The organism is Mycoplasma sp. 3398, assembly GCF_053851555.1.
In genome coordinates this window covers 1-17,575 of record NZ_JBSQAW010000011.1, presented here as the reverse complement: position 1 = coordinate 17,575, position 17,575 = coordinate 1, and the positions used below count along the sequence as shown (strand labels likewise).

General features: G+C 23.6%; 14 protein-coding genes. 8 read left to right on the top strand and 6 right to left on the bottom strand.

What is annotated here, in order from left to right:
• Together ACWXVK_RS03130 and ACWXVK_RS03125 are read right to left on the bottom strand one after the other, a co-directional pair.
• Nucleotides 1-264 (bottom strand): hypothetical protein (locus ACWXVK_RS03130; RefSeq protein ID WP_456017219.1); only part of this gene is annotated, 264 nt, incomplete at its 3' end.
• A gap of 170 nt (nucleotides 265-434) precedes the next feature.
• Complete coding sequence (locus ACWXVK_RS03125) at nucleotides 435-1,256, bottom strand: hypothetical protein (RefSeq protein ID WP_456017217.1); 822 nt, start codon at nucleotides 1,254-1,256, stop codon at nucleotides 435-437.
• Between the two features lie 214 nt (nucleotides 1,257-1,470).
• Between ACWXVK_RS03125 and ACWXVK_RS03120 the strand changes: the two genes are divergently transcribed.
• Together ACWXVK_RS03120 and ACWXVK_RS03115 are read left to right on the top strand one after the other, a co-directional pair.
• Nucleotides 1,471-1,809: a hypothetical protein gene (locus tag ACWXVK_RS03120; protein WP_456017216.1), complete on the top strand. Its 339-nt coding sequence runs from the start codon at nucleotides 1,471-1,473 to the stop codon at nucleotides 1,807-1,809.
• 559 nt (nucleotides 1,810-2,368) lie between these two features.
• Entirely contained in the window at nucleotides 2,369-2,542 is a 174-nt protein-coding gene (locus ACWXVK_RS03115) for a hypothetical protein (RefSeq protein WP_456017215.1), read from the top strand.
• 272 nt (nucleotides 2,543-2,814) lie between these two features.
• Here the strand turns inward: ACWXVK_RS03115 and ACWXVK_RS03110 are convergent, their stop codons facing one another.
• The 4 genes from ACWXVK_RS03110 to ACWXVK_RS03095 all read right to left on the bottom strand — a co-directional run bounded on the left by ACWXVK_RS03110 (nucleotide 2,815) and on the right by ACWXVK_RS03095 (nucleotide 6,792).
• Nucleotides 2,815-3,408: a hypothetical protein gene (locus tag ACWXVK_RS03110; protein ID WP_456017214.1), complete on the bottom strand. Its 594-nt coding sequence runs from the start codon at nucleotides 3,406-3,408 to the stop codon at nucleotides 2,815-2,817.
• An 81-nt stretch (nucleotides 3,409-3,489) separates the two neighbouring features.
• Nucleotides 3,490-5,184 (bottom strand): DUF262 domain-containing protein, encoded by a 1,695-nt coding sequence (locus ACWXVK_RS03105; protein WP_456017212.1) that lies wholly within the window; start codon nucleotides 5,182-5,184, stop codon nucleotides 3,490-3,492.
• Nucleotides 5,185-5,554: 370 nt separating this feature from the next.
• Nucleotides 5,555-5,839, bottom strand: coding sequence for a hypothetical protein (locus tag ACWXVK_RS03100; RefSeq protein ID WP_456017211.1), 285 nt, complete (start codon nucleotides 5,837-5,839; stop codon nucleotides 5,555-5,557).
• Between the two features lie 719 nt (nucleotides 5,840-6,558).
• The gene (locus tag ACWXVK_RS03095) at nucleotides 6,559-6,792 is read right to left on the bottom strand and encodes a hypothetical protein (RefSeq protein WP_456017210.1); all 234 of its coding nucleotides are present in this window, start codon (nucleotides 6,790-6,792) and stop codon (nucleotides 6,559-6,561) included.
• Between the two features lie 48 nt (nucleotides 6,793-6,840).
• Here ACWXVK_RS03095 and ACWXVK_RS03090 point away from each other — a divergent pair, with 48 nt between their 5' ends.
• From ACWXVK_RS03090 to ACWXVK_RS03065, 6 genes are all read left to right on the top strand, one after another.
• Entirely contained in the window at nucleotides 6,841-7,080 is a 240-nt protein-coding gene (locus tag ACWXVK_RS03090; protein WP_456017209.1) for a hypothetical protein, read from the top strand.
• Nucleotides 7,081-7,371: 291 nt separating this feature from the next.
• A complete protein-coding gene (locus ACWXVK_RS03085; RefSeq protein ID WP_456017208.1) occupies nucleotides 7,372-7,503 on the top strand; it encodes a hypothetical protein in 132 nt (43 codons plus the stop codon).
• Between the two features lie 530 nt (nucleotides 7,504-8,033).
• Nucleotides 8,034-11,819 (top strand): AAA domain-containing protein, encoded by a 3,786-nt coding sequence (locus ACWXVK_RS03080; RefSeq protein WP_456017206.1) that lies wholly within the window; start codon nucleotides 8,034-8,036, stop codon nucleotides 11,817-11,819.
• The gene (locus tag ACWXVK_RS03075; RefSeq protein WP_456017205.1) at nucleotides 11,809-13,824 is read left to right on the top strand and encodes a hypothetical protein; all 2,016 of its coding nucleotides are present in this window, start codon (nucleotides 11,809-11,811) and stop codon (nucleotides 13,822-13,824) included. Before ACWXVK_RS03080 ends, ACWXVK_RS03075 begins: the two co-directional genes overlap by 11 nt.
• Nucleotides 13,824-14,789 (top strand): hypothetical protein, encoded by a 966-nt coding sequence (locus tag ACWXVK_RS03070; protein ID WP_438340602.1) that lies wholly within the window; start codon nucleotides 13,824-13,826, stop codon nucleotides 14,787-14,789. The genes ACWXVK_RS03075 and ACWXVK_RS03070 overlap by 1 nt, the downstream gene beginning before the upstream one ends.
• A gap of 2 nt (nucleotides 14,790-14,791) precedes the next feature.
• On the top strand, nucleotides 14,792-16,786 hold the full coding sequence (locus ACWXVK_RS03065) for an AAA family ATPase (RefSeq protein ID WP_456017204.1): 1,995 nt from the start codon (nucleotides 14,792-14,794) through the stop codon (nucleotides 16,784-16,786).
• Nucleotides 16,787-17,575: the final 789 nt, after the last annotated feature.

Here is a 17,575-nt window from a genome sequence, read left to right as displayed (position 1 = left end):
TTGCTTTCATATTTTTTCATAATTGATAATTAAATCATTACTGTAAATCTTTTTTCTATCGCTTCATTGATTGCCATGTGCTAAGTTAACTTCTTTTTTGCATAATTTAGCATTTCTTAATTTTTGTTTTAATCTTTTTATGATTGATATTGAACATTTTGCCTTTAAGGATAATCGCTTATTTGTTAAATTGAAATATGTAGTTATAACATCTAATTTTTGTTTTCTATTTAATTGAAAATAGTTTAATTCTATTTCATGCATAATAAGACCACCTATAACTTACTATATATGTTAGGTGGCTAATTTTTGTTGCAATTTAACGAAATTTAGCCATTATGAGTAATTATTAAATACTTTAAAAGCAACCTTTTTTAAAATTAACAAGGCTGCTTTTTTATTATTTAATTTACTTTTTTTGTGATTCAATGATTTTATTTTAATTGTTGCAATAATTCATCTGTTAGTGCCAATTCTGTATAAAGTTCTTTGATTTTTGCCTTTCAATATTCTTTTGTCTGTGAATGCGCTATTTTTTCTAGGAGCTCAGTTAGTTTTTTATATAATTCTTCCTGCTTTGCAAGGTTCTTAGTTCATGTTTCTTCTGCTTTGGCTCTTGCTTTTTGTGAAAATTCTTCAATTAACTTATCACCTTTTTCTTTGGAAAATTCCGTTATAAGTTCTTTTATTTTTTTAAGAAGTTCTTCATCAACATCTTTATGCATATTTTTTTCTTCTTCAAGTTTCGAAAATCTGCTATTAATTTTTTCATCAATTTCATGACCCAAAATATCAAGGAAGGAAATTTCTAAGTTATTTTGAATTACTTTTTCTCTAGTTAGTAGATATATTCCTTCAGGTCTAGTTGTTCAATCATAATATAAAAATCAAATCTTTTCAAGTTTTTCTCGCCTCATTTCATAATAATAGGTACGTAACTCTTCAAATTTTTTTATAATGGCATTTTTATCATTTGATATATTATCATCTTCTTTCTTTCCTTCACCGAGCTTTTGGAGATTCACTATTTGAGGAGTAGTATTATTTCCTTGATCTGGTGTCTCATGTTTATCGGGTTGTTTTTCTTTTGACTTATTTTCAGGGTTGCCTTGATCGCCAGGCTTGTCGGGGCCTGGTTCATCAATATGTTCTGGTTTTTTGGGACCAGGGTTAGATGGGTTTGCACATGATAGAGCTATAACTGGTGTTGCCAAAACAGGCAAAAATCCTAAAAAAAGTAAATTGCTTTTTTTCATTTTTTTCCTTTCAATTTAGTATTTTTTTAATTATATAACCAAAAAAAAAAAAAAAATAGCGCTTTTTTCATTAATTATGTGGATTCTCAATTATTTTGCAACATCCTATAGTTTAAAATCATTATAGGAGGTAATGTGAAATATAAAAAAATAGAAATCCAGAATTTGACAGATTTTGAGAAAAAAAGAAATGATATTTATACCGATATAACTAATGAAAAAAATAAAAATAAACCAAATCGCCATAAAGCACGAAGTTAGCCGTTTTACAGTTTCTAAAATTAAAAAATCTATAAATTTTAGCGGGACATTTAATGTCTCGCACAAAAATAAAGGAAATAAAAATAGACAAAAGTTTAGTGATGATCTTGTGGATTCTAAAATTAAAAAAATCAGAGATTTTAGTTCTTTTATTTTTGATCAACCTACTGATAGAACTAGAAATGTTACTATGGCAATTTATTATAGAACAAAGGGTTCAATAATGTCTTTAAAAACCCTTTACAGACGCACTTTTTTAAAAAAGGAACTATGCAATAGAGCACTCACATAAAGCAACTAGAAAAGAAGCTAAAAGAAACGTTAAAAAATATTTTAAATAACACGCCCCCCAGAAACAATATTTTATTATGCAATAAATAGTAGTGTTGAAAAGCCTTTTAAAACTGCTCAATTAAATTATCCCATATGCTTCTTAAAATAAAGAATATAAAACATTGAACAGAAATTAGTAAAATTGAAGACCAATTAATATATTACTTTAATTCTATATCTCCGAAATTAAAAAAGAAATAGCGATAAAAATTATTTTAGAAAAATAACTGAAGGCGATCCTGGTTGGTATGTTGATTATCATTTTAAAAACAAAACTCATTCAGGCACAGACGAATATTATGCCCCAGTTGATACTAACGGCAATAGAGTTAATTTTTCAAAGAAAATAAAAGTTTTATTTTGTATGAACTCAAGTTGTGAATATTTTTTAAAAACTCCAGAAAATCGTTACAAAGCAAGCAATGATTTATCTAACTTTAACTCACAAAGGATTTTAATTAGGTAAAAATCTTGACGTTTGAGACGATTTGGCTTATAAATTGAGTTTGATAGTTGTAATGCATAAGTCAGTAGTTTCGACATTTACGAACAAGTTTAATTACTTGATTAGAAATTTAGAAAGATTTAAATTAAATACATCAGGTTTAAAAGAAGAAATGAACCACTTAAAATCAATGTTTAAAAACGAAATTAAAGAGGTGGATAATAACCTATCTGAATACTTTAAGTAGATTTTTAATTCTATTCTATTGTCCGCAAAAGTGGGTTTAAAAAATTTTGTTTACCAACCAATCAAAATATGAATAAAGCTTAAAAAATAAATTTAATATCATAAGTTTAATAAACATTTTTAAACTATAAAAATGTTGCGATTTGATTAAGAATTAACAGCAATTTATAGAACTTAAAATTATGATACTTTATGGTTTTAAATTATTCGTAATTTATTAATTCTCTAATGAAAAAATTACACCAGTTAAACCAATGTAATTTTTTGACCATACTATCAAACATTATTGTTTTGTCTTCTTAATTCATCATCTACTATTTTTTCGATAACTTTTAATTCTTGCTTCATTTTTGTTTCATTAAATATATTAGACCCATAAGATTTTCCTGCATCGGCTTCTAGTTTTTTTCTTAAAGATTCATCTTTTATTAATCTAATTTTTTCTTGTAACAGTTTTAAATTTTCTTTGGCTAATTTGGTGCGATTTTTGGCTGATAAATATATCGCAAAAACAAAAATACCAAAGAAAGCTATAAGCAATAGAAATAATATTGATAAAAAAGGTGTGGTGAATACAAATATTTTTGAGAGAATATATTTGTTTTTTATCTTCATCGAATCAATTTTCTTTAATTCTAATGTTAATAAAATAGCCAAGATAAATGATCCAATATTAAACAAAATTGCAAATAGTAATATTGTTATTCCTGCTCCGTCTGGATATACTTTTGGTATCAACATTGATAAAAAAGAAAAATCTACATCTTTTACCACATAATAATATCCAGTCGAAACCAAGTACAATATATATGCTAATATGGCAAAGGGTAATGATAAACCAAAATAAAGTTTTATTTTATTATTCATATTTCTCCTATTAATTATGTTTATTTTTCAATGTATTTTTCTATATTTTTTAATGTTCTTTTATAAATATCATCATTCATATTAATCCTTTGTTATTTCTTTAAATCTTTTAACTAATTCGTCATTTCTTTTTTTGATATCATTTATTGTTCAATAATCATTTTCAAGTTGTGAGATTTGTATTGCAGATCTAAATTTTGCCGCCCTTTTATATATCTCTTTTTTAGACTTAAATCAATCATCAGAAGCTCTAATATTACGCCTTTTGTCTAAAGGAATTATGTTTCCAATTTGTTCATATAATTCTTTATTTTCTTTATCGAATTGTGCATGAGATTTAGGTAAAATATGTTCTATTTCTCATTTGGCTGGCAATATATCCATCTCTTCTTGATCGTTTTGTGAATATTCAAACATTTTTATAATCATGCTTATGATTTTTACATTTGGACTTTTGATTTTTTCCATCACATCATCTGAATCTTTTTTTTCTAATTTAGAAAAATCAAACTCATGGCCTTTTATTATGCTTTTATTTAGTAACAAAATGCCGTGTTTAATATCGTTTATTGAAGGAATTACTAAATATCTTGTGACAATTCTATTTCTTAATTTTGTTAATAACTCAAGATATTCACTTGTATCATCATTATCAATTTTGTCTTTATTTTTTAAATAATATATTAAAGCTGGGTATTTACCAAAATCATTAGAGAAAGAAAAAATAATATCTAGTTGTTGTTTAATCTTCGAGTTTAAGTCTTTTTCTTCATTTAAGTTATTCACCATTTTTAGAAATGAAATAATATTTTTAATAGTTTCTATCATTTTGTTAAAAATATCATCAATGTTATTTTGTTCTAGATATTTTAATATGTATTTTCTTATTCCTGGTGTGGTACTGTCGATATCTCCTTCTTCTGCCCTTAAATAGAACATATAGTATGAAAAAATATCATTTAATGTCTTATTCATTGAAACACAATCAGATTCTAATTCTTTTCATTGTTCTATGAATTTATCTTTTTCATTTTTATCTTTTAATAGGTTATATATCTTAGCTTTAAAAATATCGGCATCAGAAAGAGGAACCCCTCTATTATTAAGAGTTTCAAAAACCGTCATAGCAGATTGTTGAGATTGCGAAGATACAGTTAAGATAAGGGTTTTTTCTAATATGGTATTAAAAAAGTTAAATATCCCCTCAATTTCATTTTTTGCTTTTTCTTCAATCAACTCTATTAATTTTGCATAGTTTTTTGAATAATTACTTTTACTTTTTTTGTTATATTCACCACTTTTGATGATATTCTCAAAATCTTCTAAATTACTTTGCATTACTGAAACATTTTGAATGGACATTGAATTTCTATCAATTATTTTTTTATAATCATTTGAAATATGTCAAATACATTCTTCAATTTCTTTTGCTAAATTTTTAGTATTTTCACTATTAGTGTTCTCACATTTTTTAAGAATTGCTCTTAAAAGTAGAAAAATGGTCGTTATACGTTGTTGTCCGTCGATAATTTCTCATTTTCCATCTTCGTTTTCAAAGAAAACAATTGAACCTAAAAAATACTGTTCTTTTGAATTTGGCTCTTTAAGTATAATTTTGTAAAATTCTCATAAATCACTGAATAATTTTTCGGTTTGTTCTTCTCCTCATGAATATGGTCTTTGATATTCAGGTATTAAAAAATTATGTTCTTTAGAAGCATTTTGAAATAAATTTCTAATTGTTATACTATCTATATTTATTTTGTTTTGTGTCATATATTTGCCTTCTCCATGAAAATACGCAAAAATACACCTAATAGTTAGGTGTTAATTTAATGTTAAATTATTTATTAAGAGTCTGCTCTCTCTCTCTCTCTCAATCTTATTAAAAGAGGATTAGGGAAAGAAAATGCATTTAAAGTTTTCTTTGCATTATTCATGGTATTATAATTATAATAAATTTCTTTAGATATTGACATATCGAAAATGTGTCATTAATTAGCATGAAAAATGAGCCACTAATATTTTGAACTTGTTTAATTATACATTTTGCATAATTTCTGATAAAAAAATATAAAAAAATAGTTCTACTAGGAATACAATAATTTATAAAATTACAATTTTATTTATATCTCTTCTTATTTTTTTATAAATCTTCATTAATTGATCGCATTAAATCTATTTCTCTTTGTGAAATAAGACCAGTTTTAACAAAAGATTCTAAAATTTCTGTTTTTTTAGATAACATTTGATTGTAGTAATATCCGGCTTCTTGATGTTTCACAATTTTTTTAACCACCGATATTTCAAGAGGAAGCTTTTTACTATATGCTATTTTCTCATACATTTGAATGTCATTTTCATTTAATTCAAAAGCTTTATATCTTTTATTGTTTATGTGAAAATAGTATTGTTGATCTGCGCCGATCATAAAAGTTGCATCATTTTTTGATGTGACTTTTATTTTTTGATATTACAATTCCATTAAAAATTTGTCTTTTAATTGGCAAACCAAAATAAGCCTCAAGAATTGCGCTATTTGGTTTTTTAAATTAATTTTTTTCAGAATCGATAATTGATTTTCTTGTTTTTATATTATTAAGCATTGCAATAATTTCGTGTCTATATTTATTAGCGTCTTGGTTTGTTTTAATATTTCTATCTTTTAAAAATATTGGAATTCTATTATGTGCAATTCTCTAAAAACTTTCTATATGTGGTTTTTCATTAGATACTGATGTTGTTATAAATTCAGTAGCTAATTTTGTGACTGCATTATACAAAATAGCGCTAGATTCAAGGCTATTATGAAAATTTATTCTATTATCGCTAATTATTACTTTCGGTATCCCGTATTTACTAATTTTCTTTTTGAGATTATGGTTGGTTTTGCAATCTTTTCTTTAGACAAAATATTTGGTTTATAAGGTATATATTTTTTGACAAAAGTTTTTTTCTTTTTATTGTATTTTATGAGCAAAAGCACTTAGAAATCCGCTTTGTGTAAGTTTTTTTGTTAATTGACTATATGATATTTTTACATTAGTTATTCTTTCATAAAATAAACGCTAAGACAAATATGAATTACAAGAACTATTTTTTTGTTCCAGCAATTAATTTTTTGCTTTCATATTTTTTCATAATTGATAATTAAATCATTACTGTAAATCTTTTTTTATCGCCTCATTGGTTGCCATGTGCTAAGTTAACCTCTTTTTTGCATAATTTAGGATTTCTTAATTTTTGTTTTAATCTTTTTATGGTTGATATTGAACATTTTGCCTTTAAGGATAATCGCTTATTTGTTAAATTGGAATATGTTGTTATAACATCTAATTTTCGTTTTCTATTTAATTGAAAATAGTTTAATTCTATTTCATGCATAATAAGACCACCTATAACATTTTACTATATATGTTAGGTGGCTCATTTTTGTTGCAATTTAACGGTTTAAAAATTTTAAGAAATGAAGCTATATCTGTTTTTAATGGAGTAAATTTAAATAAAGCAAAAGGTATTTTGTTTTACATTCCGACTTTATGAGAGATTTATTTAGAAGAATTTTTAAAATCTGATGAATATACTCTTTTTTCTCAATATAAAATTAAAATTATAGATTACAGTGGAGATAGAATATTCAAACAGACAACATTGCCTGATTATGTTTTTTAGCAATGATAATAAGCAAAAACCTTTCATGATTTTAGATGCAAAATTCAAAGAGGCATGAAGTAATATTATTTTAAAAATGGTTCTTTTAGTGATGTATTGAATGATTATGATAAATGTATAAGGGATATGGTGTCAATCAATTGCCATGCTAGCGGCGTTATTTTTTCCAAGTAATCATAAATTATCATTAAGCCCGAAGCTTTTGTTGAACATTTTATTAGTGAATTCAATAATTTTGATAAATTTTATACATTTCCGGTTTTTATTCCTTTTCCATCTAATGATTATAATTTGTGATTAAAAGACTTTAAAAATAACTTTAATAAGACATCATTGTTTGTTAAGTCATATATTATCAAAGAAAAAATATATATTCAAGATACAGAAATAATTTCAAAGCAAGCAGAAGAATTAAGAACATAAGTTATATAAAATAAAATTAAACTTTTAACATGTATATAGTTAATTTAATTTAATAATGTTTTTAATTTGTATTATTGATATCTTTGTTCTTGATTATCAAAATAAAAAAAATAGTAATAGGAGTTTTTAATTAGTATTTTTATGATTGTATTTATCCTTAATTGTTATTCAAAACTATAATAAAATATTTTAAATATTAAGTTAAGCTTATTTTTTATTTTTAACAAATAATTTCATTTTTATGGTTGATATTAAAACTTAGAAATTTAGATTATAATTAGTATTTTTTTATATGAATACTAGTTTTTATTTATAATTAAAATACTATGAATTTTAGAATTCTCTCTCTCTCTCTTATAATCTATTTAAGAAAAAAGGAAGTCAATGAATAATATTGCCACAAATATAGTGGCTTTTTTCCTATCGAATAGAAATGTTGTTTTCAATAATCTATTTATTTAATGATAAAGATTTTAAACAATTAAAAAGCATTAAAGAATTCTAATAATTTAACTATATAAAGGGGCGTTATGAAACTTATATTAAACATTTTAAATAAATGTGATATATCTCATGCAGAATTAATTAATGCTAACGGTGTATTGAGAAAACAAGATTTTCAATTAACTTTTGCTAAAAGAGAAGTTCGCGGCAAAAAAATAACAATTTTAAACCAATTAGAAAAAGAATTAGAAAGTAAGAAATTAAATACAAAAGAAAAATTAGATTATAAAAAACTATTTAAATTTCTTAATGAAGGCGAAAATTTAAATTTTTATACGTGTGGTCTTTCTAGGGTATATTTAAAAGAAGATAATGACGTATATGACGAACTTATTAGAATCTCGAAAGACGAAAAGCTAACTCACAAAGAGTATGAAAATTTTTTAGTTGCAGTCCAAACTAAAGATTTGTCAAATTTAAAAATTAAAGGTATAGAAGTTGATGGCAACGCTATTAATCTATTTTTCAAGTTAACAATAACTAGAGAAATGAATAATATTGAGAACTCAATTATAAATTTCGAGTTACAAAGAATAAATATTTCCAATTATAATTTAGCAATTAGCAAAATTAATAGCAAACTTAATAAAATTGATGGAATTCAATTTGTATGTGATAGTGATAACAAATGTAACTCGCCAACTTGTAATAATTCAAAATCAATATCAATACAAATAATAAAAAGCGTTTTGCAAAATACTAAATCGATTTTTAAGAAAAATGAAGATTCTTTAAAATTGAATGATATTGAGAGATATTTTAGATTATTTTCAGAATTTTATAACAATATGAAAAATTCTGACGCTGCATTTTTCTTGAATTTGTCAGATAAGGATATTATTTTAGAGAAAAAACAAAACGAAAAAGACAATATTATTAATTTTGATAATAATTATTTATATTTATTTCAAAAAGATAATTTTAATGTTTTGGGACATAAAAAAGACTGAAATCTTTCAGATATTCATTCAAGGGGAAGTTTGTTTGATTCGCTTAAAATAACATTTAAGTTTTACGAAGAAAAAACAGAAGATAAAAATGAGCTGAAAAATAGACAAAAAAGAGATATAAAAAGCTACAACTTCGATAAAAATGTGGAAAAAATTGATGAAAATATTAATGCTATAAATAAAGAAATTCAAGAAATTAGTATCAACGTAGATAACTTTAACAAAGATATTAAAACATATAATGGCAGAATAAGAGATATTCAAAATTTAATCGATGAATATAAAATCTCAATTAGAAAAAAAGCACCTATATTATCTGATGATTTAATAAAAAAACAAAGTCTTAAAACTATTGAAAAAGAAAAAGAAGAAATTAAAAGTAAAATCAAAGAAAAAGAAAAAATAATTTATGAATATATAAATGAAAAAAATAAATTAATAGATAAACAAAATGAATTAAATAAGAAAATTAATTCCAAGAATGAAGAAATAAGCAAACAAAAATTACTTAAAAAAGAATATCAAAATTTGATAAACAAAATTGATAATGAAAACTATCTTGTTAAAAGAGTAAAATCGATAAAAATAGACCCTAAAACCAAAGATGATGTATCAATTGAAATAGAACCCTATTTTAAAAATAATAATTGAAAGAGATATCAATTATCAACTATTAATATTGGCGAAAAGACAATAATAACCAGATCACATAATTCTATTAAAAATTTATTTAAAGGTTATATAAAAGAACCTTCATTTTTAGCATCATTAATTGAGCCATTAACGGTGAAAATAGATGAAAATAGCAAAGCCGTTGATGATATTAATAATTTTATCTCTAAATATAATTTGAACGAAAAACAAGCTTTGGCCTTTAAAAAAGCAATTTTTTCTGATGCATTATTCTTATTGCAAGGTCCTCCAGGAACTGGAAAAACTCAAGTGATATCAGCTTTAATTGATTACTATCAATATAAAAATCAGAATATTATGCTAACCTCTTCAACACATGAGGCTATTGATAATGTTTTTGATAGATTTGCTAAATTAAGTCCAATAAATCCTAATGTTTTTGCAATAAAAGTGTCAAGTGGAAATAGGGCAAATAATATAAATCCTTATTCAAAAGAAAATTTATCTAATCGTTATATAAAAGCATTAATATCCGAAGAGAATTTATTGAATCAAGCTAACTCAACTAATAATAAAGTACTTGAATTATGCAATGATATTGATAAAGATGTTAAAGAAAATAATATGAGAATCTGAAATCTATTTATTAGAAAAATAATAGTAGATGGAAAGAAAATCGAAGAATTTGAAGAGTCATTAGAAGATCATTTCTTCATGTCAGAAGATGGCGGTGTTTCTGATAAAAAAAACTCTAGGAAAATTATTGATATTTTAGAAAAATATGACTATTTAAAAATTGGAAAAGAACTAAAAAAATTAGGAATAGATTCGCTGGAAAAAATATCTAACTATATAAAAGAAGTGGAGAATAAAAATACTAATAATTTTTGTAATTCTGAAGTTTTATCTAAAATAAAAAGCAAGTTAAACATTGCGATTGAACTTAATGACTTAAAAGACCAATATGAAGGTTTCTATTGAAATGAAAAATTAGTGGATGTTTTATTTGATAATGAATTAGTTAACTTATTTGGTTTGACAACTACATCAAGTAGTGAAATTGAACATAATGGCAATTTTGTTGACTTGACAACAGATTATAAAATTGATTTGACAATCATGGATGAAACTTCGAAATCAAATTTATTTGAAATAATAAATAGATGTTTACAATCAGGTAAATCAATTTTATGCGGTGATGCTTATCAATTACCTCCTACTGTTGATTTTTCAGAAGAATTATACAATTGAGTGATAGAAAAAGAACTTGGCCCAGATAATGTTGATAAAAAAATGCAAAATGATATTGTTAATAAAATTAATGATGCATTGGCATATCCTTATTTTAATGAAAAAATAAAAGAATTAACGAATATGCCGAATGGCAATTCATTGTCTTATGAATTTTTAGATATGCAACATAGATTCCCGGCTGAAATTTGTCATTTTATAAATGTTTTATATAAACAAAAAAATCAGGAACTTAAAACATTTAACAAAAATGCCGATTTTAAAAAATATAGCAATATAACTAGCAAGCTAAATTTGATAGATACTTACATTCTTCCAATAAAATACATTAATGATATAAAACAATTTGATAATAAATTTAACCTTGTTAATAATTTTGATCACAATATGCTAATTGAAGATGGCTTTATACCAATTTCATTTATTAAAAAATTTAATCAAAGTACACTAGACACTAGAATGAATCAATATAATGCGATTGTAACATTTAAAATAATTCAAAAATTAATTAATGATTTAGAAAATAATGGAATAAATATTAAAAATGAAAAATCAAAAATCGGAGTTATTGCTTTGACTAGAAATCAGGCAATTGTTATTAGAGGAATTATTCAATCTAAATATCCAGATTTATATACTAAATATATTGCAACGAGATCAATAGTAATTGATACGATTGATAACTTTCAAGGTAGAGAATGCGAATTTATTATTGTTGACTTAGTGAGATCGGAAAATAAAGGAACAGAGGAAACTCCTAATAAACGTAATACCAACTTTTTAAACGATGAAGCTAGACTGAACGTTGCTTTTAGTCGAACAAAAAATATTTTAATTGTTGTCGGTGATTTTTCATATTATAAAAATTCTAGCCAAGGCTTAACTGTATTGAAAAAATATATAAATCATTATTTGCAAAACAAAGATTCTTTTGTAACCCCAGAAGAATTTATAGGAGAGGAATATAATGAATGATAAGATAAAAATTAAACTTAATTTTCCGGTTATTCAAAAACGGGTTGAATTTACGTATCGTGAAATAGAAAAAATGGAAAATTATTATAAATTGATATTGATTCCGCTTATTGAATTTAAAAAATTAAATAAGTATATTACTGTAAATGACATATTTAAGGAGTTTTATAACATTAATAGTGATGTGTTAATTCGTAAATTTTGACTATTGATTTTAAGGGATATGCATAATAAAAATATAATAACTATAAATTTTAATTCTTCTGAAAGTAACATTGAGGATTTTGATTTATTAGAAATGGATATTAAAAACATTGACATAAATAAAAAAATTGAAAAATATGTTGAAATGAATAAGTTTTACAGTTTAACTGACCGAGTGATGAAAAAAAACTTCACTTTCTATATTAAGAGTAAGTTTTTATCGGAGAATTATGATAAATACTTTAACACTAAAAATATAGATAAGGCTTGAAATGGCTGCTCTTTTGAAGGCTTTGATAAAAATGAATCGAAAGAAATTGAACAAAAAGTTTCTGAACTTGAATATGATTTTGAAAAAGATGACTCAAAATTAATATTGAAAAAAAGTGTTGAAAATAGTAATGATATTAAGGTAGCATTTTTTGAATCTGATTATCCCTTTTATATTGACAATTCATCAACTATTATTTCTATTAATATAAGACCAATGAATATTGCTCAAAATTACTTTATGGAAGATTTTATAAAGAGTGATTTAATTAATGAACTGAATAATCGTAAATTGTTACATGAGTCTATATTCCCAAATAATACTTTTTTGAGTAATTTTCAAATTAAAGATAGCTCTGAAAAATTAGATATAAAAGAATTCGATATTAATAAATGAATGGTAAAAAAATCTTTCAATCAAAATAATATTGTTGAAGGAAAAAATAATGAAAAGTTTTTGATATTAGATAAAAAAATATTTGACATAAACAAAATAATAGTTGATGTAAAAATTGATGATAATGAAGTTGAAGAAAGTGCAGTAGACTTTTTTATTCCAACTGAAATACCCGAATCAAAATACCTTAAGTTACTTGAAGATATTTATGATAAAAAAATATCACCCACTGATATTATGGCTTCTGCTTTAGAAAAATATCTAGACGAATTTTTAAAAGACGTTAAAGAAAAATCTAACTCTAATTTTGAATTAATTTTAAAGATTTGAACATTTTTAAGTAATTTTAAAACTAAAGATTGATTCAAAGAAATTACTCAACTATTTTCTAATAATGTGTTTTTAGATGTTTTAAATACTATTAAAACTAGCGATGATTTAGATAAATTCATGAGCATTTTAAATAATGGCGAACTTATTTTTAAAAACATTATTAGTAAATACAATATTAATTCAGACAATCTGGATATTTTTAACTTTGTATCTTCATGAAATAACAATATGCTTAGAGAAATTTTTAAAAAACATGTAAATAACCATCATATGTTTGATTTATATAAAGACAATAAATTTAAAGAAACACTATTTTATAACGATTTAAAAAATCATATTTCTGGCGATTTTGAAGATTTAAATAAACAAATTGATTCGGACATTGAGGCTTCAGTTAAATTAAATTATTTAGAAAATTTCAAGAAAAAAGAAGTATATAAAGGTTTATTGGCTATTGACTGTTTAGATTACATTAATGAATATATTTTTAAAAAAGAGGAAGAAATAAAAAACTCTTTAGAATATATTAGAAATAACTTAATTTCTAAAGCTGTATCAATCAGACAAAGACTTGAAAAATTTAAAAAAAATAGTAAAACAACATTTACAAAGTCATTAGAAAAAATAGATCTAAAACTCGCTGAATATTACAAATATTTATCTAATAACTATGCCCATTCTTTTAGAAAAGACACAACTACGGCTGAGTATATTTTTAAAATTAGTAATGAAGAAGTAATAGCCGAAAATAATAAGTTAGATGAAATTAGTGAATATATAAAACAATTCGAGGTTAATAAATAATGAGCCATATAGCAACCGTAACATTGAATTTAAGTCAATTAGAAAAACGAGAATTAGAAAATATTTGTGATAAAAATACTGAACTACTAAATAATATGCTTTTATCTAATGAATATCAAAACAATGGTTTAATAAAAGAAGCTATTAAACAAATTAAGAATGTAAAATCAAATATTAACCAAAAAGTTGAAGTGGATTTAAATTCATACAAAGGATTAAGTTTATACGAATTAGAATATGACAAAATCAATAAATTATTATTGAATATAATTGATACAGTTGATTACAGAAAAATTGATAACTCAATTTCGATAAAAAATTTTAACCATTATGTATATGAATTTGGAAAATTAGCTTATGAAGCAAGAGATTTGATTATAAATAGTGATTTAGAGTTAACTGAAGATAATCTTAATTTAAAAATTAATGAACTAATGAATGCTAAAGCTTCTATTGAAGAATTAAGAAGCTTCAAGAATAATATTTATGCAAAAATAAGCAAAATTAAAAATAACGAATTAAAACAATATTTTGAAGATAAGATAAAAATAATTACAACTAAAAAAGATATTGATGATTTTAAAATTTGATTTAAAGAAAAAAATAATTCGATATTGAAAGCCGCTAAAATAGCAAAACCATTTATTGAGTTTTTAATGACTGAAGAAAAGTATAAATTAGCCGGAAAGCAAATAAAAGTTGTTAATGAAAAGCTTGGCGTAATTTATCTTTTAGAAAATGATTTAGAAGAGCAAGTGATATTTAATGTTTCGCCAGATGGAACAGTTGAATATCAAATTGGCGATTATAAAAGGCATGTATGTTCTAAAACGGCTAATCAGATGCTTGAATATATAACTAAAAATTCGAATATGAATATTGTTAAATATACCATGAATAGAACTTTTGTTGCAACTAAACCTAAATATAGCGCAAAGGAAAAAATAAAAAGATGAGGTAATTAATTATGAATTTAAAAGAAGCAATTACAACGCAATTAAAATTTAAGTTACTAAACAAAAATATAGTAATTTTGAAGGGGAATACTTCTGAGTTTTTATCGCCAAAAGTATTGAATTTACCAATTAAAAAACCCTCTTTAGATAGCATAAATAAGAATCTATTAAAAAGTGAATATTTAGAATTGCTTACTGAATTTTCTAATTTAGATTTTTTAACCTTTAATCAATATTTATTACACTATTTATACCAAGATAAAAATCTTTGTATTGATAATATATATCTTTACAATTCTAATTGAGAAATGAAAAGTGAAATAGTTCATGGTAACATAAAAATTTTTAAAAATAAAGATAATAAAAACGATCTTTGAGAAACTTTTGATGGTATTGAAAAATCAGAAATATTTGATTTTGTAAATATTGATAGTAATGATAATGGTAAAAATGAAGATATTAATTCAAAATTAAAAAACTTAATAATTGAAAAAATTAATAATGATGGTATTGCATCACAAAATTTATTTATCTTAGATTTAGCTGAATCTATTTATAGTGATAAAAACACTCAATTAGATATTGCTAAATTAAATTCATTGATTGATATGTTTACTAATGAAATTAACCAGATAACGCATAAGATTAAACCTTCAAATTTTAAATTAATAATTTTGATAAAAAACGATCAGATATTTAATTCGATACTTTTTAACAATAATCAAGAAATAACTTCTCTAACAATTCCTAATCCTTCATTAGATGAAAGAAAATCTTTTTTTAGCATAAGAGGATCTTTATTTAAAAAACTTGATAATAAATTAATAACTAAAAAAGAAATTAGTGACGCAAGTGCAATAACTAATGGACTAACTTTTAGAGAATTATTTCAACTTGAAGTATTTTCTAACAAACTTGATAGTATAAAAGATTTTAAAGAACTATATAGACTGTGTTTTTTTGAAAAGAAAGAATCGGAATGAGAAAAAATTAATGCTGAAAATTTGAACAAATTCTTAGAAGATTTTGACAATAAAGTCAAAGGCCAATCTCATGTTGGCATTAAAATAAAAGACACACTAATTAGAAGTCAGGTAGGATTACAAGGCATTTTGCAAACCTCTGACATTCAGAAAAATTCAAAACCAAAAGGAATTTTATTTTTTGCAGGGCCTACAGGTGTTGGCAAAACCGAATCAGCAAAAGCCTTATCTGAATTTATTTTTAATGACCCAAATCAAATAATTAGATTTGATATGTCAGAATATAACCATGAAGAATCTGATCAAAAACTTTTAGGAGCTGCTCCAGGTTATATAGGTTATGAAGCGGGAGGGACGCTTACTAATGCTGTTTTACAAAAACCGTTTTCTATTTTATTATTTGATGAAATAGAAAAAGCTAATTCAAAAATTTTTGATAAATTCTTACAGATTTTAGAAGATGGCAGATTGACTTCTTCTAAAGGAGAACTAGTTGATTTTTCGGAAACATTTATTATTTTTACTTCAAATATAGGTGCGTCTACAATGCCTAAAGATGAGGACGGTAAAAAAATTCAAGAGCATTTTATTTCAGAAGTTAAAAAATATTTTAGAGATGAGCTAAAAAGACCGGAGATTTTGAATAGAATTGGTATACCAAACATAATTCCTTTTAATAAAATTATCTCATTAGAAATTAAACTTGACATTATAAAATCTAAAATCAAGAAAATAAAAGAATTTTTATTAAAAGAAAAAAACATAAAATTAATATTCGATGATTCGATTGAAGAATATTATTCATTAGTAGCTAACAATATTGATGATTCGATGGGGGCTCGTTCACTTATTTTATTTTTAGAAACCGATTTAGTAAAAGCAATATCAAATATTATTTTTAAAAATAGAGAACTAATTGAGAAGAAATTATCAAAGTCTGAAGACGAAGACGGTTTAGTGAATCTAAAACTAAAATATGTATCTTCAAATAATAGTCACGGTTTTAAAGAAAAAATACTCTAAAATAAGTCAATTAAAGCAAAATATTTAGGCATTGTACCTAAATATTTTTGTTATTTATTAAATTTACAATAATTAATTTAAAAAGTAATTGATTTATATATTTTAATTTGCGACAATAACATTCAAAACTGAAAAATAGCAATTAATATTTTTGATAATTATGTTACTATTCGACTTTATTTAAAAAACACTCATAATAAAAAAATAATATTAAAAGTAATACACTAAATACTAACATTGTTAATAGCATCGACGTGAATATAATAGTGATGATGTATATTGACATAATATTTTATTTTGTAATCAGAGCGGGAGGCTACAATAATAGCAAAAATCAATGAAGCGACACTTAATATAATTGCATAAGTTAGTATTGCTATTGTAATACAATTTCAATATAACAATATAGGATGAAAAATAAACATAAATATGAAAAAAATTTTTTATCAATGTAAACAGAATATAACCGTAAAAGTATATAAGTTAGCAATGAAAATATTCAAAAAGTAAATGACATTCAAAAATACATCTTTTTCCTTGCTAATACTTTTCGCTCATTTTATTGTTTATAAATATAAGTTTATAAATTTAATTATAGCTCAATATAATTTTGCTTTTTAAGCATTATATTAAAATGATTTTTTGTGAATTCTCAATTATTTTGCAACATTCTATAGTTTAAAATCACTATAGGAGGTAACGGGAAATATAAAAAAATAGAAATCCAGAATTTAACAGATTTTGAGAAAAAAAGAAAAGGTATTTATATCGATATAACTAATGAAAAAA